This is a genomic window from Qipengyuania sp. JC766, from assembly GCF_040717445.1.
In the GTDB taxonomy this organism is placed as follows: domain Bacteria; phylum Pseudomonadota; class Alphaproteobacteria; order Sphingomonadales; family Sphingomonadaceae; genus JC766.
On sequence record NZ_JBFEFL010000001.1, the window covers coordinates 1486602 to 1505957 of the forward strand.

The 19356-nt window shown below is 60.6% G+C and carries 18 protein-coding genes; 6 read left to right on the top strand and 12 right to left on the bottom strand.

The window, feature by feature from the left end; translation table 11 throughout:
• Window positions 1-6: 6 nt before the first annotated feature.
• Window positions 7-1914, bottom strand: coding sequence for an AAA family ATPase (locus AB1K63_RS07285; RefSeq protein ID WP_366959365.1), 1908 nt, complete (start codon window positions 1912-1914; stop codon window positions 7-9).
• A 253-nt stretch (window positions 1915-2167) separates the two neighbouring features.
• On the opposite strand from AB1K63_RS07285, the gene AB1K63_RS07290 reads away from it, so the two are divergent.
• Window positions 2168-2851: a hypothetical protein gene (locus AB1K63_RS07290; protein ID WP_366959367.1), complete on the top strand. Its 684-nt coding sequence runs from the start codon at window positions 2168-2170 to the stop codon at window positions 2849-2851.
• A 127-nt stretch (window positions 2852-2978) separates the two neighbouring features.
• On the opposite strand, the gene AB1K63_RS07295 is transcribed toward AB1K63_RS07290, so the two are convergent.
• From AB1K63_RS07295 to AB1K63_RS07320, 6 genes are all read right to left on the bottom strand, one after another.
• Entirely contained in the window at window positions 2979-4073 is a 1095-nt protein-coding gene (locus AB1K63_RS07295) for a hypothetical protein (RefSeq protein ID WP_366959368.1), read from the bottom strand.
• Window positions 4074-4149: 76 nt separating this feature from the next.
• Entirely contained in the window at window positions 4150-5628 is a 1479-nt protein-coding gene (locus tag AB1K63_RS07300; protein WP_366959370.1) for a DUF2779 domain-containing protein, read from the bottom strand.
• A gap of 62 nt (window positions 5629-5690) precedes the next feature.
• On the bottom strand, window positions 5691-6548 hold the full coding sequence (locus AB1K63_RS07305) for a DUF3883 domain-containing protein (RefSeq protein WP_366959371.1): 858 nt from the start codon (window positions 6546-6548) through the stop codon (window positions 5691-5693).
• A gap of 5 nt (window positions 6549-6553) precedes the next feature.
• The gene (locus AB1K63_RS07310) at window positions 6554-7252 is read right to left on the bottom strand and encodes a hypothetical protein (protein WP_366959372.1); all 699 of its coding nucleotides are present in this window, start codon (window positions 7250-7252) and stop codon (window positions 6554-6556) included.
• A gap of 151 nt (window positions 7253-7403) precedes the next feature.
• Window positions 7404-8768 carry a hypothetical protein gene (locus AB1K63_RS07315; protein WP_366959373.1) on the bottom strand — a complete coding sequence of 455 codons (1365 nt, stop codon included), beginning with the start codon at window positions 8766-8768 and terminating at the stop codon, window positions 7404-7406.
• A gap of 147 nt (window positions 8769-8915) precedes the next feature.
• Complete coding sequence (locus AB1K63_RS07320) at window positions 8916-10226, bottom strand: tyrosine-type recombinase/integrase (RefSeq protein ID WP_366959374.1); 1311 nt, start codon at window positions 10224-10226, stop codon at window positions 8916-8918.
• A gap of 250 nt (window positions 10227-10476) precedes the next feature.
• Between AB1K63_RS07320 and AB1K63_RS07325 the strand changes: the two genes are divergently transcribed.
• Complete coding sequence (locus AB1K63_RS07325; protein WP_366959376.1) at window positions 10477-11556, top strand: PAS domain-containing protein; 1080 nt, start codon at window positions 10477-10479, stop codon at window positions 11554-11556.
• On the opposite strand, the gene AB1K63_RS07330 is transcribed toward AB1K63_RS07325, so the two are convergent.
• Both AB1K63_RS07330 and AB1K63_RS07335 read right to left on the bottom strand, forming a co-directional pair.
• A complete protein-coding gene (locus AB1K63_RS07330; RefSeq protein ID WP_366959377.1) occupies window positions 11553-11963 on the bottom strand; it encodes a response regulator in 411 nt (136 codons plus the stop codon). The two genes, AB1K63_RS07325 and AB1K63_RS07330, sit on opposite strands and share 4 nt — an antisense overlap.
• A gap of 85 nt (window positions 11964-12048) precedes the next feature.
• Window positions 12049-12684, bottom strand: a complete 636-nt coding sequence (locus tag AB1K63_RS07335) for a TetR/AcrR family transcriptional regulator (RefSeq protein ID WP_366959379.1) — start codon at window positions 12682-12684, stop codon at window positions 12049-12051.
• Window positions 12685-12794: 110 nt separating this feature from the next.
• Here AB1K63_RS07335 and AB1K63_RS07340 point away from each other — a divergent pair, with 110 nt between their 5' ends.
• Window positions 12795-15137: a TonB-dependent receptor gene (locus AB1K63_RS07340; RefSeq protein WP_366959381.1), complete on the top strand. Its 2343-nt coding sequence runs from the start codon at window positions 12795-12797 to the stop codon at window positions 15135-15137.
• Here the strand turns inward: AB1K63_RS07340 and AB1K63_RS07345 are convergent.
• Both AB1K63_RS07345 and AB1K63_RS07350 read right to left on the bottom strand, forming a co-directional pair.
• Window positions 15134-15352, bottom strand: a complete 219-nt coding sequence (locus tag AB1K63_RS07345; RefSeq protein WP_366959382.1) for a hypothetical protein — start codon at window positions 15350-15352, stop codon at window positions 15134-15136. The genes AB1K63_RS07340 and AB1K63_RS07345 overlap by 4 nt on opposite strands.
• A gap of 53 nt (window positions 15353-15405) precedes the next feature.
• Complete coding sequence (locus AB1K63_RS07350; protein ID WP_366959384.1) at window positions 15406-15651, bottom strand: hypothetical protein; 246 nt, start codon at window positions 15649-15651, stop codon at window positions 15406-15408.
• A gap of 35 nt (window positions 15652-15686) precedes the next feature.
• Here AB1K63_RS07350 and serS point away from each other — a divergent pair, with 35 nt between their 5' ends.
• From serS to AB1K63_RS07365, 3 genes are read left to right on the top strand one after another with little or no spacing between them, the layout of a single operon-like run.
• The gene (serS, locus tag AB1K63_RS07355) at window positions 15687-16967 is read left to right on the top strand and encodes a serine--tRNA ligase (protein WP_366959385.1); all 1281 of its coding nucleotides are present in this window, start codon (window positions 15687-15689) and stop codon (window positions 16965-16967) included.
• Complete coding sequence (gene surE, locus AB1K63_RS07360) at window positions 16967-17746, top strand: 5'/3'-nucleotidase SurE (RefSeq protein WP_366959386.1); 780 nt, start codon at window positions 16967-16969, stop codon at window positions 17744-17746. The genes serS and surE overlap by 1 nt, the downstream gene beginning before the upstream one ends.
• 48 nt (window positions 17747-17794) lie before the next feature.
• Complete coding sequence (locus AB1K63_RS07365; RefSeq protein ID WP_366959387.1) at window positions 17795-18895, top strand: potassium channel family protein; 1101 nt, start codon at window positions 17795-17797, stop codon at window positions 18893-18895.
• Between the two features lie 27 nt (window positions 18896-18922).
• On the opposite strand, the gene AB1K63_RS07370 is transcribed toward AB1K63_RS07365, so the two are convergent.
• Window positions 18923-19324 carry a DUF1761 domain-containing protein gene (locus tag AB1K63_RS07370; RefSeq protein WP_366959388.1) on the bottom strand — a complete coding sequence of 134 codons (402 nt, stop codon included), beginning with the start codon at window positions 19322-19324 and terminating at the stop codon, window positions 18923-18925.
• Window positions 19325-19356: the final 32 nt, after the last annotated feature.

The following is a 19356-nucleotide window of genomic DNA, read 5'->3' on the forward strand; positions in this document are numbered from 1 at the left end:
CTGGCATTAGAATCCCATAGAAGATTTTTCAAACCCACGGCCTTCTCGTTCTTCGATCAGCCATTGCGCGAGAACCTTGGGATCCTTTTCTGCCAGTAATTTTGCCCGCTTGCTGACCAGCAAATAATCCCCGGGCGTGGTGCCAGCAACCGGCAACCTTTCAGGTGCATGAAAGCCAAACCATCGCTTGAACTGCGCGCGTGCTCGATGCTCATCGAGCAGTTTGAATTTCGCACAAACAGTAAATCTGCGCTGCGTCGCCGGATCGAATTCGTCCGCTAGGTTGGTCGTCGCCACGAATGGCGCTTTCAATACATCCATCTGGCGCATCATCTCGTTGACCATGCTGCGTTCCCACCCTCGCTGGGCGTTTCGGCGGTCAGTGAGGAAATCATCCGCTTCGTCGATCAGCAACAGCCCCTTGCAGCGTGATACCTCTTGGAAGGCCGCGGCGATGTTAGCTTCGGTTTCACCTACATACATGCCGAGTAGGTCTGAGCCGCGCCGTTCGACGAGTTCGATCTGGAGCCGTTCGGCCAGATGGCGGGCGTAGGCACTCTTGCCAGTTCCGCTGGGCCCCGAGAGCAGTAGACTCCAGTCACGATCATCGGACGCTTCGAGCCGGTCGGCTAGCGCGTCAAGATCACGGTCCGCCACTGCGAGAGCGGGATCATAGGTCGGTGGCAACGCAACGGGGCTCGGGGTTCGCCCCGTGATCGCGGTCACCAGGCCTTCTCCGATTGCTAGAGCCTGTTCGATAGTGCCCCCTGCCTCCTTCGCGCCTTTCACCGCCGACGCAAGAACGGCGGGAGCAGCAGGCAGAGAGGCGAGACGATGCCTGTCATTTTCGGACAGCTTCAACTTTGCTTTCTTCGCGTGCAGATCAACAATCCGTTGCCGCACCGCGAGCGCCGGTTTCGGGAATTCGATTGCAAGCGACATGCGCCGGATCAGCGATTCCTCGAAGCGCCACAGATCGTTCACGATCCAGATTGTCGGGCGATCCCCGCCCTCGATCAGGCGATTCAGGAACAGTTTCGACCGGCCACCACGGTCTTCGAGAGCCCCCAGTTGCAGCACGTCGTCAGCCTCGTCCATCACCACGACACGGCCTGGTTCGCCGCTAGTCAGCGCCCGCAACAAGGTCAGGTGCGCCAGCCTCTCGCGGCGGTTCGGTTCCCGGCCGCTCTCATCCTCCATACCTGCAAAGACGGCTCGCATTCCCGAACGAGAAGCGAGCAGCCTAGCAAATTCTGTCTTTCCGGTTCCCGGCGGCCCGTAAAGCAGGATCGCACATCCCTTCCCCGCAGCAACGAGTGTCTCGGCAATTTCTCGCTGCGACCCAATGTGGTTGAAGTCACACCAGGCAAGCGTCGATGGCTTGGCAACCGGCATCAACTGCCTTGCCAATCGGGAAGGCGGCGATCCCGATTTTGCGATCCGTTGCAGGAAATTGTTGGCCGAAACCTCTCCGTCGCGGTCATTGTCGACAAGGCCGGTGCTCCACAGCCGCGCTCCAACCGCCAAACGGTCTTCCACCTTGAAAAGGGGGAGATCATTCAGAAACGCGATCTTGCGTGAAGACGGGTTGTGGCCCCCACCAGGCAGCGCCCGGATCAGCTTGTCCCATTCATCATGCGTGGAACACCGCGCAAGCGTCAAGATAATTGCCCGCTCAATGTCGTCGAGCTTCAGCATCTTCGCCAGCCAGTCGATCCGGCGATCAAACGACGTGCGCTTTATCGTTCCACCGCTAGAATTGCCCCTAACCAGCCGACGCAGCAAAGGGGGATACTGCTGACTGGTGAGCAGCTCCCAGTCCTCCTCGTTATCGAAAGCCTTGTTCGCAGGCTCGGCGTTCGTCCATGCTTCCAGCAGCTCCGAACCGCACTTGCGAAGCTGCTGATCGGACATCCGGCTGACCACGTCACACCATGTCTGCGCGAAGAGCCTAGCTTCTTCGTTGGAAGAAATGGACGTTTCGGATCGGCGGTGGCTATGGCGGTGGCGACGCCTCAAGCGGTGGAGTTCTGATTCTGTCATGCGCTTCTGATATGTGCGAGGTGCGACAGAATTGGTCGTGGCAAGCGATCCAACTTAGTGAATGCGGTTGTCCAACGAGAATGTTGCGTTTCAAATCGCGATAGAATGGGGAAAGGATGCCAGCATGAAGAATCTTCAAAGGATCATTTATGCAATGCCGGACCGAATTCTCGATCGGTCGGGTTCCATTTTCTACTCGGCACCCGCTGCCTTTGAGGGTAAGCGCGAGATTTATATACTCGGACTCAATTCGGGGGGCGATCCTGCAGCGCAGCAAGAAAACACGATTCGCAAACATTACGAGGAATGGGCAGAGCGCACTGAGGCTTACTCTTCTTATGTGGATGAAATCTGGGAGGGATCAGTCGCTGGCGCGCATGGGATGCAACCGAGGATTCGGCACCTGGCCAAGCATCTTGGCATAGACCTGCGGCTAACCCCTTCGAGCAACGTCGTATTCGTGCGCAGCGCGACAGAGGCAAAGCTGGAAGCCGAAAAGAAGGAACTGCTAGATGCCTGCTGGCCGGTGCATCAGGCGGTCATCGACGAGCTCGGTATCCGTAGCATTATCTGCCTCGGGAAGACTGCCGGATGGTGGGTTCGCGAGCGCCTTGGCGCGCACAAAGAGCTCGACAGCTTTCAGGAAACGAACAAGCGTGGGTGGTGGAGCACCGCCCATCTCTCGCCCGAAGGCAAGGTGGTCTGCACGCTGACCCATCCCGGACGCGTCGACTGGAGCAATCCGGATGCTGACCCCGCGGCTATGGTCGAGCGGGTCTTGAGAAACGATTTGAGGCCTCAAACGTAGAACAACATCAGCAAATACAGTGATCGCTGGTCCACCGACTTGTTGCGGTCATCGAGACGACTAAACTGATCCGATTTCATTTAAAGCCACGATGAGCGTCATGATCGTAACGTTCTTTGGAATCAATCTACCGTCGAATTTCGGGAATTGCGAACTCGGTTAAAATAATAGGACTGCCTTTTTTCGAAGCTTCCTTTTGTGCCGACGACATCAGTTTCCGAAGGGTTTTGGTAGCAAATTCTTCAGAGGGAAATTCAACGAGTGGATCGCTCTCGAGGTAGGTAAAATCTCCTTGCCAATTCAGCGAGACATACAATCTAATGAAGGCATTCTCTGTCTCTTCTGGATCAATCTCAACCACATATCCAGCCTCAACGCGAGACCAGCCATCCCCTTTCATTTTCTTTAGCGATGCGAGAAAATAAATAAAAATGTTCGCGGACGAAATTGCTGACGACGGCAGTTCATCATCATCATTTGACGACCGCTGCAGCTGTCGAATCATCTTGTCTCGATCACAATAACGCGTAACCCAATACCTGGACGTTGGTTTCTGAGAGCAATTTTCTAAATTTGCCTCATGAAACCATGAGCCAAGTTCCAATGCATTCTCGACAAGCTCCGCCAGCAATCTGGGTGCTCGCAGCGTGGTATATGCGTTTTGCAGACGGCCCATACCGCGCGAATGAATGCCTGCGATCTGAACTGCCATCAATGTGAGAGCCCGTCCATCATCCTCTAAAGGGATCCTGCGATACGACGTCACCCCTATCTCCTCCAAATAGTCCGCAATCATCGCTGACAGCGGTTGATCGACCAAATCCCGAGTAGTTTTATGAAGATCGCGAAAACGCAGGTCGAAAGATCGCGGATGCTTTTCAGACTCCAACACCTGCAGTGTCTGTTCCGGTATGTAACGGCTGAAGTGGACGAAAAAGCGGTCAGATTCCGATTTTAGCCATGCAATGTAGTCCTGAGTTTGCATGACGTTCTTCTCGCTTCGATGATCGTCTTCCTTCACTTCGACAAGAATACGTTCCTGACCTCTGGTTAGGATGGCAAGATCGGCGCGCCTGCCTGAAACATAAGCACGCTCCACCTCAAACTGTGCTTTACCGGCGAGAATTTGCTCGCGAAGGTGGCTTGGTAAATTACCTAATCCGGAGCTTTGCAAAAACTCCAAGAAGATTTTCGGCTCTCGCCTTCCGAGTTCTGCGAGCATCAGGGAGATTAGTCGACCCGAAAACCTGTTATTCAAGTTTGATCTGATCGAAGAGAAAAATCCGTTTGCCATCAATTCATTCAACCAGTCGCTTGCTAATGACCACCATTGCCCACGTATCCCGTTCGCAATAGGCTTTCAGCGCATCGGCCAAAGCCTCCCGTCGTAATATGCTGCACCCAGGATCCGCCGCCTCATGCCACGCCATCTGCGCGTTCCCACCATCCTTAACCTCGAGCGTAGCATAATCCAGTTCGGGCGCGATGGTCGGCAGGACAGCCTTGATTGACCAGCTTCCACGCTGATCCCTGTGATACCAGTTGTTGCGTGTGACGGGCAGGAGATCGACGGTCGCTTCTGCCATGGCTAGCAGCGGCTCAGCCAAATCCGGCTCCCACCCGGCCAGATCACGCAGCACACGGCGTTCGAACGGCGCATAGTAGGCGATGAGGGTCGCATCGCCTGGCACCATCTGGACCAGCGCCTCGGCGCAGGCGCGACGGGGATCGCTGCCATCGCAGGTGAGGAATTCGTGATGCGTGATCGTCCCGTCTTCCTGTTCCAAGTGGAGCGAGAACTGGAACGGGATCTGCTGATAGGGCCGTGCCCCAATCCATCTCGGAACGGCAGGCGCAATGGTTTCGAAATCGAGCCAAGCCCGCGGCCAGCCCCATTTTGCCATTTCCCGGCGCGCGCCTTCCGCATCGTGGAAAGGAACGCCGTCGCGTGTCGCTGCCAAGATCTGCGCGTTGGTGCCACTGAGGTTATCCGGCGAGAGGTCGAGGAGGTTCTCGATGCCTTTCTTCTGCCATTTCTTGCCGCCTCCGCGCGGAAGGACGGTAACCGGCCATTCGGGGCCTGACGGCAGGTCGCGCCCGCAATAGGCCGCGAATTCGCATTCGAACGGCGAGGAGCAGTGATCGCCCATCTCCAGCTCCGGTTCCTCGCCCGCGAGCACAGCTCTTGCCTGCTGCACCAGCACGGCGCGGCCAGCTATCGTGTCCTCCAGCTCGTCCAGAAGATCGACATCGGCGAATAGTCCGGCATAATCGCCCGTCCGGGTCAGTTCGAATGTCTTGTCGACGTGCCGGATCGCCGCACTTTCCAGCTCCAGGCCAGCTTCGCGCAGGACCCACACTTGCGTCGCAAGATCGCCGCGATGGTAGTCTTTCACCCCTGTCGAGCTTTTCACCTCTGCTGCGCGCCACGCATCGCCCTCGCTTCGCTCAAGCACATCGACGCGCACCAGAACGCCCTCATGCTGAAAAGTGGCTTCGAAGATCGGGCCGGGATGCCCCTCGCCCAGCAGACGCGCCGTGGTAGCAAGCGCGGTCGTCAAATCAGGCTCTGCATCAACCATCACTCCTTGGGGATGCAGCGCACAGGCAATCTCTCCCACTTCGTTGCCCCCAACAAAGCGCATCTTCGCGCCATCGTCATATTGCGCGAATTCGGGTCGGTGGACCGACAACCAAAGTTTCTTCGGGCACTGCTCGAAAGAGGTTATGCGTGACTTGGAAAGGCCGGGGCGGCGATGTGGTTTCGTATGGTGCATCACACTCTACTACTTGATAGCTGCGACAGATATGGTCGCGCCTGGTCTGACTTGGCGATCCGTCATTTCAACGAGGCAAGAAAGCTTGTCGGCGAGAGGTCTGCATGAGCGCTCAAGGGAGGACGAAGCGCGAAGGCCCTAGGCTGGCGAGCGAAGTCCCAAAGCCGAATGAGATGCCAATGATCACGTCTTTCGTCGGCAACGGCGAGTTCGTTTGCACTGATGTGAAATGGTGTTCGCTCCCAGCCATTGGTTGTCTTCACTTCCAATAGACGCTCCGAGCCATCCGCCTCGAAGCTGGAGATGTCATAACCATAACCGTCTCCGTCCTCTGCCGATGTCCAACGCACCTTGCGAGCAAGGTCATCCCTCCCTGCGGACGCCAACCTTGCTCGTTCGTGCGCAAGCACTCGCTCTTCACCAGCTTTGCCCAAGGCGCGATTACGGGCGTCGCGTTCTGCCACGTCATATTTCAAGCCGATCTTGGCCATGAATTCGGCGTCCACCGGGGATGGCTCATTCCTCTGCGAGGGAATGGGACCGAATTCGAGCAATCTCTCGGTCGGCGGACCTATCCAATTTGCCGCCGCAGGGTCTCTTAGGCGCGACTGATGTGCTTGTGGGGCAAGCCAGTCCTCATTGCGATCTAGCCAGCGCAACACTCCATCTACCAAGGCATACTGGAAATTCGCCGCCGGCTTGTAGCCTGGAATCCATGGTTGACCGAGACCGAGCAGGACTGCGCTGGTATTCTGATGTTTGAACTCTATCGAACCTCGACTGCGCCCGGTCCTCTTCTGTAATCCTCGATTGTGCGAGGCCTTATTATAACGAATTCCTGCGATGTCGTCCGCCAGCATCGCGAAATAGTCCGCAACGGCAGCATCGATCTCCGGGGCAGTCCAGTCTTCGCCCGCCAAACCTCTTACTCTTCAACCACTGGATACATTGGCATCGCCCACTCGGCATCCGGATTGTCCATCATCAGGTCAATGAAGACAGGTAGCAAACAGCCGAGCAGTGATGCACCATCTCGCACCTGGTTGCGGTTTGCGCTGCTGTCCCAAGTGGCACCGCCATGCACGAGCTGGTTGCGCAGCACGTAAAGGCGATCGAACAGAATTGAGAGAACGATCGGCGTATTGCGCTGCGCCACCGCGCGGTTAGCCGCGGCACGAGCGCTTTCGAAACTCACCTCCCAACCGGCCCCGCCGAACTCGCCAGCCTGATGGCGCCAGAACGGGGCGAACACGAACTTGTTGTCTAGCAGTAGACGGATTTCCTGACTGAAACGCTCCCAGATGGCGTTGTATATCCGATTATCGCGATCCATCTCGACCAAGGTGGCAAAGAACTTGTCGAAGCGCTCACGCTCGCTTCCAGCCTTACCCTCACCGTCTAGCGCGCGGTCCAGATCACCTGCATAGGCTGCGTTAAAGCCGATCCATAAAAGGATGAAGCGAACGTCGAGATCGTTCTTTTCATTTTCGGCGCGCCTGAGCCAGCTCAGCGCCCGATGAACCCGCAGCGTGAGGGGTAGCGGAAAACCATCGCGTAGTTCGCGCTGCTTTTGCTTGAGCGTTTCGGGATCAAGCGGATTCTCGGATACAGGCATGGCACTCATCCTAGATTAGTAGCAAATTCAAAACACTTGGGCAGACCTTTCTCCAAGTGCTGCTTGGTCCTAACGCATAGAAGCGGCTCAGGCCTGATCCCAAATCGAAGAATTCGCTTCTTGAGCGCTCACCACATTTGACGAATTCATTGGCCACCCTTCAGCATAACTCTTCCGGGCACTCCCGAACCTTCCCCGACGCAAGTTCAATGAGAAATGGCTTTTTGCCTACATGGAGGCGCACGCCGTTATTGATCCTCTCAATTTGACCAATGAGGATGTCCCCTCCGAATGGGAGACCTGCCAGTTCTGAGATGGGTCGACCGGTCATTGCAACGCGCTTCGCTTCCGGCACTTCAATCCCATACAACTCGAGCCTGTCTCGCGACCAGTTCAGCGTTCCCTGTCGCGAAAGTTCGGCGCGGATGGTCCCATCAGCCCAATAAAGCGCTCCAAAGATTGGCGCGCCATTTGTCGCGAGCTCGAAGGTTACGTCGTAGGACCGCGCGAGGACAGCAAGTAATTGCTCTGGCTCAACTGCACCGGACGCCAGAACTGCTGCCGCTAGCTCCGTTATCCTGCCATCAGCGCCATGACTGCGAACCGCCTCAAGTTCCTCACGTCCCGAAATGATCTTCGAACAAGGTCCGAAGTAATGACCTTGCTTAATCAAATTTCGTCTCGATGCCGGGATGTAGTCAAGGACAAGCCCGCGGCGCATGGCATCGTCAACTCCGAGGTAATGAACGTAGAAATCAAAGTCCTCGTCGCTAAACTGTATGCTCATGTCGACGATTATCGCTTCAACCTCGGCGTCCACATCGGCTATAAAATGCTCGACGATTGCACGGACCTCGGCGCCCTGTCGCGCTATGTCTTTACGGCGCCTCCAGAACGCGCGCATATCTTTTACGATAGCTCGTGCGAACGCCTCAACTTGTTCGGGGAGAGCGGCACAAAACCTTGGTGCGCCAGTTCCACTCGCCCAACACTGAAGGACCACGCCGCCAGCCTCCGGGTGCGGGGCGAAATGTAGGAGGTGTCGTTCATCAAAGTCACATACTAGTGCTGGTTGGGGAAGGCCGAGGCGGCGACAAGCCAGGTTGCGCGTCAGCCTTGCTATATGACGATGCAGCAGTTTGAGGTTTGGCCCGTGCGCATCACTTCGTGTCGTCCAGATAGGAAACAAACCTGGTCGGCCAGCATCCAAGACCCAGCGCTCCCCACCGATTAGAATTTCTCCGAGGCCTTTGGATTCGAGGATGGTCCCAAACGGCAATACAGTTTGTGAGCCAGAATGGGTAAATGTGTAGCGGGCATCGAACGCGAGATCGCGGAGGACGTCATCCGAGATATCAGAAATATGTTCGTCCGACGCACGGCTGATACGCCGATCTACCTCAATTGCTACGGCAATAGCTGGAGCTAGTGGTGTCCCATTTCCCGCGTCCATTCCGTCGAGCAGCGTCTCGAGACGCTCGTGAGAAATTGCTATTTTAAACTGATTCTGATTCCCGCTGAACATACTGACATCTCCTGTAAGGACGCCATGTCGGAGAATTCCCTTCCATAAGGTTTATCAAGCACTTCTTTGCACGCACTGATTGTAGGAGCAGCCTCCCGAACTAGCGGCTTCGACAATCCCAAAACATGTTTGAAAGGCTTTGGCCTCCTAAACGGCGATGCTCGCTAACGCCATTTCGGCATCATCGCGCACGAGATGCCCATAGTGCTTTTCTATCATTGCCACACTCGTGCCGGACAGCTGTGCGACCGTAAGGATAGGTAAGCGCGCGCGCACGAGATCCGTGATGACGCTGTGACGGAGGGTATAGGCGGATACGGCACCTGGCAGTCCAACGGCGCCGACGGCCTTCTTGATTGGGTGTTTCCAAGCGTCCTTGTTCCAATGCGCTCCACCCGGTCGTGAAAAAATGTAGGCGCCCGGCAATTTACCCTTCACTTGGTTGGCAAAGAAATCGGCGATCACGGGTGGCAGCAAAATTTGGCGAGGATTGTCGTTTTTATCGTAGCCGACAATCAAGGAACGAGTGCGCACATCGAATTCGCCAGCCGCGAGCTTTGCGAGCGCGCCTGGGCGAAGTGGTAGCAGACAGAGACCCTTGACGAACGGCTTGGCTTCTTCGCTCGTCGCATCGATCAATCGCTTCCGTTCTGCTTTATCAAGATACAGTGGACGGCGTTTATCGGCACCTTTGTGGGGCTTTAAAGCTTCTTGCCATGCAGCCTCTGTGTTCGGTGGCCCTTCCATCAGCACCTGACCTAAGGCTGCGCGCAACGGCACCATATCTCGATTGACAGTTGACTTCTCGCGTTCCTTCCAGCGTTTCTCCCCCTTATTGCTCCTTGTGAGTAAGGCAGGTGTCTCCTCCAGCCGCTTACGCCATGCGCGCAAATGATGCCTCCGCAGCTTGTCGAGCTTCACCTTTGCGATCGGATCGGAATAGACGTGGCGTCGGAAGACACCCTCTGCAATTGCACCGGGTTTCTCTCGTAAATATGCCTCGCAAGCATCCGAAACCGTCACGAGACTGGCAGCGCGAACCCCTCCGCTCTCCACGGTATCAGCCCAGGTTTCGGCATCGGCCTTTGCTTGCTTGAACACGTCGTGTCCACTCAGCCTCCCGTAGTCTCCGAGACACTTGCGCGAATAGCGGTTGGTATCCGGATTATAGGCGCGAGCAAACCACGTTCCTCCGACCTTTTTCAAGGATGGACTGTATCCAAGGTAACAGCCTTGGCGAAGGCGCTGCCAATGCGGATCGCCCTTGTCCTTCGGCACCAACCTTTCCCGCTCCCCAATGCGGCTCAGATCCGTCATCTTCTTCCAGAACCACCCTTCCTCGAAAACCCTGTAAAAAACCTGTAAAACGGTGGTGAACAACCACGACCGTTGACGCTTGTTTTTACTGTATTTTTCTGTTCGGGTAAAGCCGCAATTGTCCGTAACCCCCTCCTTCACACGGGTGGGGTCGCAAGTTCAATCCTTGCCGCGCCCACCATGGCCCGACAGCGGGTTTATGGCCCGTCGGGAGCCCTCCCATCGCGGATCTCCTGTTCGTAAAATCGGATCGCCGTTCATCTGGCGTATTGCGCGCGGGGATAGGGCGCCCTTTCAAACGTTAAGTCCGTGCTTCGAAACCTTTTATCGACGCGTTCGTGCAAAGGTGCGATATGCATTCGACTGCGGTCAGTGAAAGAGACGCAAGGCCATGAATTCCCCGGCTATCAGCAAGTTCCGGCTCAAGAGCGTCGATACCGCCAATCGCGCGGAAGTCCTTCCGCTGGGCCGGCAGCACGCGCTCCAGTCGGCGGGCGAGGCCTTTCATGCGCTGGCGGACACCATGCCGCAGCTCGTCTGGTCGACGCTCCCGGACGGATCGCACGATTATTACAACGCCCGCTGGTACGAATTCACCGGCGCCCCGGTCGGCTCGACCGATGGCGAAGGCTGGGCCGGCATGTTCCACGAGGAGGACCAGCCCAACGCCTGGGAGGTCTGGAACCGCAGCCTGGAGACGGGCGAGCCCTACGAGGTCGAATATCGCCTGCGCCACCATAGCGGTCAGTACCGCTGGATGCTGGGCCGCGCGCTGCCAGTGGTCGATGACGATGGTGTCATCCAGCGCTGGATCGGCACCTGTACCGATATCGAGGAAACCAAGCGCGTCGCGCTGGAAAACGAGATCCTGAGCCAGGAACTCAGCCACCGGATCAAGAACATCTTCGCGATCATTTCCAGCCTCGTCAGCCTGACCGCGCGTGCCAGCGATGCGTTCGGCGACCGGGCGGGCGAACTGCTGGGCCGCATCCGCGCGCTTGGTCGGGCGCACGAGATCGTCCGGCCGCATACGGAAAAATCGCGGCCCGAGATTGGCGACGTGACGCTGTCCGCCCTGCTCGAGACGATCTTCGACGCCTACCCGGCCTGGTCGGAAGGTCGCATCGAAGTGACCGGCGGTGACCTGCTGATCGGCAGCAAGGCGGCGACGCCCGTTGCACTCATTTTCCACGAGCTTGCCACCAACGCGATGAAGTATGGCGCCCTCTCGTCTGCGGACGGTCGCGTGAGGCTCGAACTGACAGAGGGCGACGAGACGGTCGGCCTCCGCTGGGTCGAGACCGGCGGTCCGCCTGCGCCCACGGAAGAGCCGGCCTCCGGCTTCGGCTCACGCCTGATCGACCTTGCCATCAGGCAGCAGCTGGGCGGGTCCTACGAGCGACTCAGAACCGATGACGGGCTGGAAATCGACATGGACGTGCAGCGGCAGCGCCTCGTCGAAAACGCCTAGGCGGTACCGAAAAGCTTCAGCGCCTTGGGCGGATCGGGCAGGTCTTCGCCCCGCTTCATCGCGAGCACGAAATCCAGCACATCCTTCAGGATCGAAAGGTCGACCGGCTTTTCCACCGCGCCCAGCGTGCCGTCGATCCCTTCGCCTAGCTGGGCAGGATTGGCGGTGACGAAGACCACGTCGATATCGTAATCGGTCACCAGCCGGGCGCCGATCAGCGGACCGGTGGCGCCGTCCGCCAGGTTGATATCCACAAGGGCGACATCCACTTCGGCATTCGCCAGTGCGAGGGCCGCTTCCATCGTGTCGGCGACACCGATCGAACGATGGCCAAGATCGCGGACGACCTCCTCCATTTCGAGCGCGATGAGAAACTCGTCTTCGACGATGAGGATGTTGGTCGGCATGCTGCAGTTCGTATCGGAATCGGTGGTTACGCTACCCTAGACGGTTATGCCCCGTGGGGGTTCCGCAGGAATTGATCCGGATTGCTTAGTGGCGCGACGAATCGGGCGCCAGGCCGCGGGTCAGGAGGGCGTTGGCGGACCTCGCGACCTCGTCGGCCCCCAGCTTCCCGTCTTCCCAGACGGCGTAGCGCAGGCCCAGGAACACGTTCATGCCCATAATCGCCCAGGCATGGGCCTCGTCGACGTCCTCGCGGATTTCCCCGCGCTCGGCACCGCGCTGCAGGCGGGCGAGGATTCGCTGTGCGATCGTCTCGTAATGCTCGCGGTAGCTGGCCGGATCGACGAACTCGGCTTCGTCGATGATGCGATAGACTTCCTTGTGCTCGCCGGCGAATTTCAGGAACGCGGCCAGCGCTTCGCGCTCCACGTCCAGCGCCGGCATGGGTTCGGCCAGGGCCTCGCGCGCGGCGCGTTGGACCGCATCGCTCATGTCGCGCACCAGAGCGCGGAAGATCGCGTCCTTGCTGTCGAAATAAGTGTAGAACGTGCCCAGCGCCACGCCGGCGCGCATCGTGATGCCGCTGATCGAGGTTTCGTGAAACCCCTTCTCGCCGAATTCGGCACCGGCCGCATCCAGCAGCTTGCGCAGCGTCCGGCGCCCCCTTTCGGTGCGTGGCTGCTTGGCGCTGTCGGCCACCGCGGTCCCCGTGTTTCCCCTCATGCCTACGAAAACTAGGCCCAAGATCGCTGTGGCACAAGAGAGAACTTGAAAACCGGTTCAGGTTTCAATATCAGCGTCGCAGAAACAGAATATACACAAGGGAGAGTTTCATGCGTTTCGTCGTTCGCCGCGCCGTTGCGGGCCTGCTTTCAGGGACCGCCGCCCTTGCCATCGGCACTCCGGCCGTGGCGCAGGATACCGACGGGGCCCCGGTCCTGTCGCAGGACGAGGGGGAAAGCGACAATGTCATCGTCGTGACCGCCCGTCGGCGCGAGGAGGACATCATCGACGTTCCTCTCTCCATCACCGCCTTCTCGGGCGACCAGCTGGTCAAGACCGGCACGCAGGAACTGACCGAGATCGGCCAGAAGGTGCCCAACCTGACGCTGGAAGTCAGCCGCGGTACGAACACTACGCTGACCGCCTTCATTCGCGGCGTGGGCCAGCAGGACCCGGTCGCCGGGTTCGAGGCGGGCGTCGGCCTCTATGTTGACGACGTCTATCTCAACCGGCCGCAGGCGGCCGTCCTCGACATCTACGACGTGGAGCGGATCGAGGTGCTGCGCGGGCCGCAGGGCACGCTCTACGGCCGCAACACGATCGGCGGCGCGATCAAGTATGTGAGCCGCCGCCTGCCGGACGAGTTCGAAGTGAAGGTACGCGGCACCTACGGCTCCTACGACCAGGCCGATGCGGTGGTCAGCGTGGCCGCGCCGCTGGGCGATACGCTGCGGGTCGGTGCCAGCGCGGCGCGCCTGTCGCGCGGCGGCTTCGGCGAGAACCTCAATCTCGGCACGGAAAACTACAACAAGGACGTGTGGGCCGCGCGCGGCACGATCGAGTTCGACAGCGGTCCGCTGTTCGTCCGCCTGTCGGGCGATTACATCAAGGACGAGAGCGAGGCCCGCCAGGGTTCGCGCCTGATCCCGGGCCTGCTGACCGGCGCGCCGGTGCTGGACGACGTGTACGACACGCGCGCCGGCCTCGATATCGTCGACCAGGAAGTGGAAGCCTATGGCGGCTCGCTGACGGCGGAATTCGAGCTGTCGGACACGATCTCGCTGAAATCGATCACCGGCTACCGCGAGGACAGCTCCACCTCCCCGATCGATTTCGACAGCCTTCCCGCCGTCGACCTCGACGTGCCGGCGATCTACGAGAACGACCAGTTCAGCCAGGAGCTGCAGGTACTGGTCGAAGGCGACCGGCTGGCGGGCGTGCTGGGCGCCTATTACCTCAACGCCAACGCCTTCACCGCGTTCGACACCGGCCTGTTCCTGCTCGGCGACCTGCTGAGCCTGCCCGGCTTCACCGCTCAGACGCTGGGCGATGTCGATACGGAGACCTGGTCGGTCTTCGGCGACTTCACCTACGACCTGAGCGACCAGCTCAGCCTGTCGCTGGGCGGACGCTACACCTGGGACAAGCGCACCAGCCAGATCCTGCGCACCAGCTTCGTGGGCGGGTTCTCCGACCTGTTCGGCGGCACGGGCGTGCCCTTCGCGGTGACGTCGGACTTCAACGGGGAACGCTCGTTCGAGAAGTTCACTCCGCGCGGCTCGATCAGCTTCAAGCCGAACGAGAACCACAATTTCTACTTCACCTATTCGAAAGGCTTCAAGGGCGGCGGCTTCGATCCGCGCGGGCAGACGACCGGCGCCCCCGACATCGACGGGGACGGCGACGTCGATTACGAGGATCAGTTCGCGTTCCTGAGCTTCGATCCCGAAACGGTCGACAGCTACGAACTGGGCTGGAAAGCCTCGCTGCTCGACAACCGCCTGAATCTCAGCCTCGCAGGATTCTTGGGCGATTACAGCGACGTGCAGATCCCCGGCTCGATCGGGCTCGACACCAACAATGACGGGATCAACGACACCTTCGTCGGGGTCACGACCAACGCCGCGAGCGCGGACATCAACGGGGTCGAGTTCGAAGGCAATGCGCTGGTCGGGCGCGATTTCGCAGGGCTCGGCAGCCGCTTCAACGTCAACTGGGCGGTCGGTTACCTCGATGCGAAATACAACGAGTTCATCGACAATTTCGGCAACGACGTGGCGGACCAGCGGGTGTTCCAGAACACGCCCGAATGGACAGTCAGCACCACTGCCAATCTCGGCCTGCCGGTCGCGACGGGAATGCTGGATTTCATCGGCTCGATCTCGATGCGCTCGGATGCCAGCCAGTTCGAGGTTCCCAACCGCCTGCTGGACCAGGACGGCTTCGTCCTGCTCGACGCCAGCATCGTCTACTCATCGGACGACGATCGCTGGTCGATCGGGGTGCATGGCAAGAACCTGACCGACAAGCGGTACATCGTTGCCGGCTACAACTTCGTGGCGGGTGACGGGATCAACGCACCGTTCGTCCCCACGCTGGGGCGCGAGGGGACGTTGACGGCGTTCTACGGCGATCCCCGCCGGTTCTTCGTGACCGGCGAGGTGCGCTTCTAGTCGTTCGTGCGGACGGTGCCGGGAGGGGGGCCTTTTTCGCCGAGTTTCTTGGCGACATAGGCACCGGCACCGATCGCCAGCATTCCGGGCAGGCTCAGGCGGCGCAGGACCGCCGGTACGATGAAGCCTGCCGCGACCCCGGTCGGGCCGCTGATTCCGCGGGTATTTTGCGCCAGTTTGCCGCCCACCAGGGCGCCGATCATCTTGCCGAGCATGTGTATCTCCTTTTCATGACAGCAACCGCGCCCGCGCCACTCGGTTCCGCCGGCTAACTTCTGCTGGTCTTGCGGCGGCGCTGCGCGCGGTTGCGGGCCGCCTCGGTCGAGAAGCTGCGCGGCGGGCGGTCCGCCTCCCCCGTCGCGTGCACCACGACGTCGCCCGGCGCCACATCGTCCGCGGCGTAGCGGTCCCATGCGGCATGGATCACGTCCGGCGGCCCGAAGACGCGCACCGCGTTCCAGTACCGGTCGTCGCGAAAGCCGACGAAATGGACCAGGCGGGCTCGGATCGTCACTGGACTTGCATTCCCCACGCTTATAGCGCGCACCCATGCACGATATTCGCCTGATCCGCGACAACCCCGACGCGTTCGATGCCGGCCTCGCCCGCCGCGGGCTGGAGCCTGTTTCCGCCGCCATCCTGGAACTCGACCGCCAGCGGCGCGATGTCGCCACCCGCATGCAGGAAGCGCAGGGCCGCCGCAACGAGGCGAGCAAGGCCATCGGGCAGGCGATGGGTCAGGGCGATACCGCCAGGGCGGAGACGCTCAAGGCCGAAGTCGCGGAGCTGAAGCAGACCCTGCCCGCGCTGGAAGAGGAAGACCGCCGGCTGGGCGAGCAGCTCGAGGACACGCTGGCCCGCATTCCCAACCTGCCCGCCGACGACGTGCCCGAAGGCAGCGACGAGAGCGACAATGTCGAAGTCGCCAGCTGGGGCGAGAAGCGCGATTTCGCCTTCCAGCCGAAGGAACACGCCGATCTCGGCCCCGCGCTCGGCATGGAGTTCGAGACCGGCGCCAAGATTTCCGGCGCGCGCTTCACCTTCCTGCGTGGCCCCATGGCCCGCCTCCACCGCGCGCTCGGCCAGTTCATGCTGGACCACCAGGTGCAGCAGCACGGCTACACCGAGTGCAATCCGCCCGTGCTGGTCCGGGACGAGGCGATGTACGGCACCGACAAGCTGCCCAAGTTCGCCGAGGACAGCTTCCGCACCACCGATGACCGCTGGCTGATCCCGACCTCCGAAGTCAGCCTGACCAGTTCCGTCATGGGCGACATCATCGACGATGCCGCCCTGCCCCTGCGCCTGACCGCGCTGACCCAGTGCTTCCGGTCCGAAGCGGGTGCGGCGGGCAAGGACACGCGCGGCTTCATCCGCCAGCACCAGTTCGAGAAATGCGAGCTCGTCAGCATCGTGCGCCCCGAGGACAGCGAGGCGGAGCACGAGCGGATGACCGCCGCGGCGCAAAGCGTGCTGGAAGCGCTCGGCCTGCCTTACCGCACAATGCTGCTGTGCACGGGCGACATGGGCTTCGGCGCGCGCAAGACCTATGACCTGGAAGTCTGGCTGCCCGGACAGGGCGCCTATCGCGAGATCAGTTCCTGCTCCAACACGGGCGATTTCCAGGCCCGCCGGATGAACGCGCGCTATCGCCCCGAAGGCGAGAAGAAGACCGCCTTCGTCCACACGCTCAACGGCTCCGGCCTCGCGGTCGGGCGCACGCTGGTGGCGGTCATGGAAAACTACCAGCAGGAGGACGGCAGCATCGCCGTTCCCGACGCGCTTGCCCCGTATATGGGCGGCCTCACCATGCTGGAGCCTGCGGCCTGATGCGCATCCTGCTCACCAATGACGACGGCGTGAACGCGCCCGGCTTCGCCATCCTGGAAGAAATCGCCCGCACCCTGTCGGACGATATCTGGGTCTGCGCCCCGGCGGAGGAAATGTCGGGCGCCGGCCATTCGCTGACCCTCAACATGCCCGTGCGCCTGCGCAAGCTGGCGGAGCGGCGCTTCTGCGTCACCGGCACGCCGACCGACAGCGTGACGCTGGGCCTGCGCAAGGTGCTGGACGGCACCGCGCCCGACCTGATCCTGTCCGGCGTCAATCGCGGGGCGAACCTTGGCGACGACATCACCTATTCGGGCACCGTCTCCGCCGCGATGGAAGGCGCGCTGGCCGGCATCCGCTCGATCGCGCTCAGCCAGGTGCTGGCGCCGATCGAGGACCGGGACCCGGAGCATGACATGTTCGAGGCGGCACGCCAGTGGGGGCATCGCGTGCTGGCCCCGCTGCTGGACCAGCCGTTCACCGAACGCACGCTGATCAACGTGAACTTCCCGCCGCTGCCCGGCAGCCGGGTGAAGGGCATCCGCGTCGTGCGGCAGGGCTTCCACGACTATTCGCGCGGCAGCGTGGTCGAAGGCAAGGACCCGCGCGGGATCACCTATTACTGGTTCGGCCTCCACTCGATCGAGCATACGCTGGACCACGGCACCGACCTTGAAGCGATCGACGATGGCTACATCGCCGTCACCCCGCTCCAGCTCGAACTGACTCACGAGGCCTCGCTCGCCTCGCTCCGGCAGGCATTCGACGATCCTGCGTAAGTCTTTGCCACTTGCGCTTTGCGCCCTGCCACGGCAGCACGGGCCGCGATGAGCGACCAGATCGACCGGATCGAGAGCGGGGGCAATCGCAGGCGGGTTCGCGGACCCCGCTTCAAGCCGCTTCGTCGCGCGGTGAAGATACCCGTCTGGGGCGATCTGGGCATCCGGCTGGGCGTGGCGCTCGCCCTCATCATGCTCGTCGTGATGATCCACTGGTGGGATCGCGGCGGGCTGGTCGACAATGTGGACGGCGAAGTCAGCTTTTCGGACGTCGTCTATTTCACCATGATTTCCGTCACCACGACCGGCTTCGGCGATATCGCGCCGGTGACCGACCGGGCGCGCATGGTCGAAGCGATCATCGTGACGCCGATCCGGTTCGCGGTGTTCTTCATCTTCGTGGGCACGGCCTACAATTTCATAATCAAGCGTAGCTGGGAGAAGTGGCGCATGGCACGTATCCAGGATCAGCTTTCCAATCACATCGTGGTGCTCGGCTATGGCGTGTCGGGCTCGGAAAGCGTCAACGAACTGATCGAGCGCGGCACGGACCCGGAATGCATCGTGGTCATCGACCCCAGCGAGGACCGATTGATCGAGGCGGAAAAGCTCGGCTGCAACATCATGGCGGCCGACGCCACGCGGGACGAGACGCTGGAGGCGGTCCGCATCAGCGAAGCGCAGAACGTGCTGGTCTCCGCCGGGCGCGACGATACCTCCATCCTGATCGTGCTGACCGTGCGCCACCTGGCGCCCAACGTGCCGATCAGCGTGGTGGTGCGCGCTGCGGACAACGAATTCCTGGCCCGGCAGGCCGGCGCGAACACGGTCATCAACCCGGTCCAGTTCACCGGCCTGCTGCTGGCCGGGAGTGCGCGCGGCGCGCATATCGCGGATTACCTGGCGGACCTCGCCAGCGTCAGCGGCCGGGTGCAACTGGTTGAGCGCGAAGTCGGCCCGGACGAATGCGGCTGCTCGATCCAGAACCTCACGTCCGGTGGCCGGGGCCTCAGGATCTACCGCAACGGCAATGCGCTCGGCTTCTGGGAAGAGGAGTGCCAGAACCTGCAGCCGGGCGACATCATCGTGGAAATCGTGCCGACCGAAAACGGCACCACCAAGGGTGACGGCCACGGCGACAAGGCCTGACCGTCCGCCCGGGCGGATCGGCAATCCCTAGTCGAACAGGACATGCGCCGCGCCCATCGCGGCCATGGCGGTGACGAAGAAGCCCGCATCGATCGCGAACACCCGGCCCGGCACGTTGAGGTAGAGATACCGGATGCCCACCGCCGGGACCATGATAGTGAGCCCGTACCCGACCGCGATCATCATCTTCGCCCGGTCTGACGGGGCCGACATGGCGAACTGGTGCGTCAGCGTGAGCGAGACCAGCAGCGCGAAGGCGAAAGTGAGGCCGAAGACCAGCCACAGCGGCAACCGGCCGGTGAAGTCGCCCTTCTCCCGCCCGACGGCCCGCGTCCAGACGTCGCGGAACGCGATGCCGTACCAGGCCATCCCGACCAGGAAGAAGGCACAGGCGCCCAGCACCACTTCGTGAAGATCGATCGGTCCCAAATTCGTATTCCTTTTTGCGCGGATTGCGTTTG

Excerpts from the sequence above, each read along its gene's own strand:
- AB1K63_RS07285 (WP_366959365.1), bottom strand. The coding sequence starts at position 1,914 with ATGTCCGATCAGCAGCTTCGCAAGTGCGGTTCGGAGCTGCTGGAAGCA.
- AB1K63_RS07290 (WP_366959367.1), top strand. The coding sequence starts at position 2,168 with ATGAAGAATCTTCAAAGGATCATTTATGCAATGCCGGACCGAATTCTC.
- AB1K63_RS07295 (WP_366959368.1), bottom strand. The coding sequence starts at position 4,073 with ATGCTCGCAGAACTCGGAAGGCGAGAGCCGAAAATCTTCTTGGAGTTT.
- AB1K63_RS07300 (WP_366959370.1), bottom strand. The coding sequence starts at position 5,628 with ATGCACCATACGAAACCACATCGCCGCCCCGGCCTTTCCAAGTCACGC.
- AB1K63_RS07310 (WP_366959372.1), bottom strand. The coding sequence starts at position 7,252 with ATGAGTGCCATGCCTGTATCCGAGAATCCGCTTGATCCCGAAACGCTC.
- AB1K63_RS07315 (WP_366959373.1), bottom strand. The coding sequence starts at position 8,768 with ATGTTCAGCGGGAATCAGAATCAGTTTAAAATAGCAATTTCTCACGAG.
- AB1K63_RS07325 (WP_366959376.1), top strand. The coding sequence starts at position 10,477 with ATGAATTCCCCGGCTATCAGCAAGTTCCGGCTCAAGAGCGTCGATACC.
- AB1K63_RS07330 (WP_366959377.1), bottom strand. The coding sequence starts at position 11,963 with ATGCCGACCAACATCCTCATCGTCGAAGACGAGTTTCTCATCGCGCTC.
- AB1K63_RS07335 (WP_366959379.1), bottom strand. The coding sequence starts at position 12,684 with ATGAGGGGAAACACGGGGACCGCGGTGGCCGACAGCGCCAAGCAGCCA.
- AB1K63_RS07340 (WP_366959381.1), top strand. The coding sequence starts at position 12,795 with ATGCGTTTCGTCGTTCGCCGCGCCGTTGCGGGCCTGCTTTCAGGGACC.
- AB1K63_RS07345 (WP_366959382.1), bottom strand. The coding sequence starts at position 15,352 with ATGCTCGGCAAGATGATCGGCGCCCTGGTGGGCGGCAAACTGGCGCAA.
- serS (WP_366959385.1), top strand. The coding sequence starts at position 15,687 with ATGCACGATATTCGCCTGATCCGCGACAACCCCGACGCGTTCGATGCC.
- surE (WP_366959386.1), top strand. The coding sequence starts at position 16,967 with ATGCGCATCCTGCTCACCAATGACGACGGCGTGAACGCGCCCGGCTTC.
- AB1K63_RS07365 (WP_366959387.1), top strand. The coding sequence starts at position 17,795 with ATGAGCGACCAGATCGACCGGATCGAGAGCGGGGGCAATCGCAGGCGG.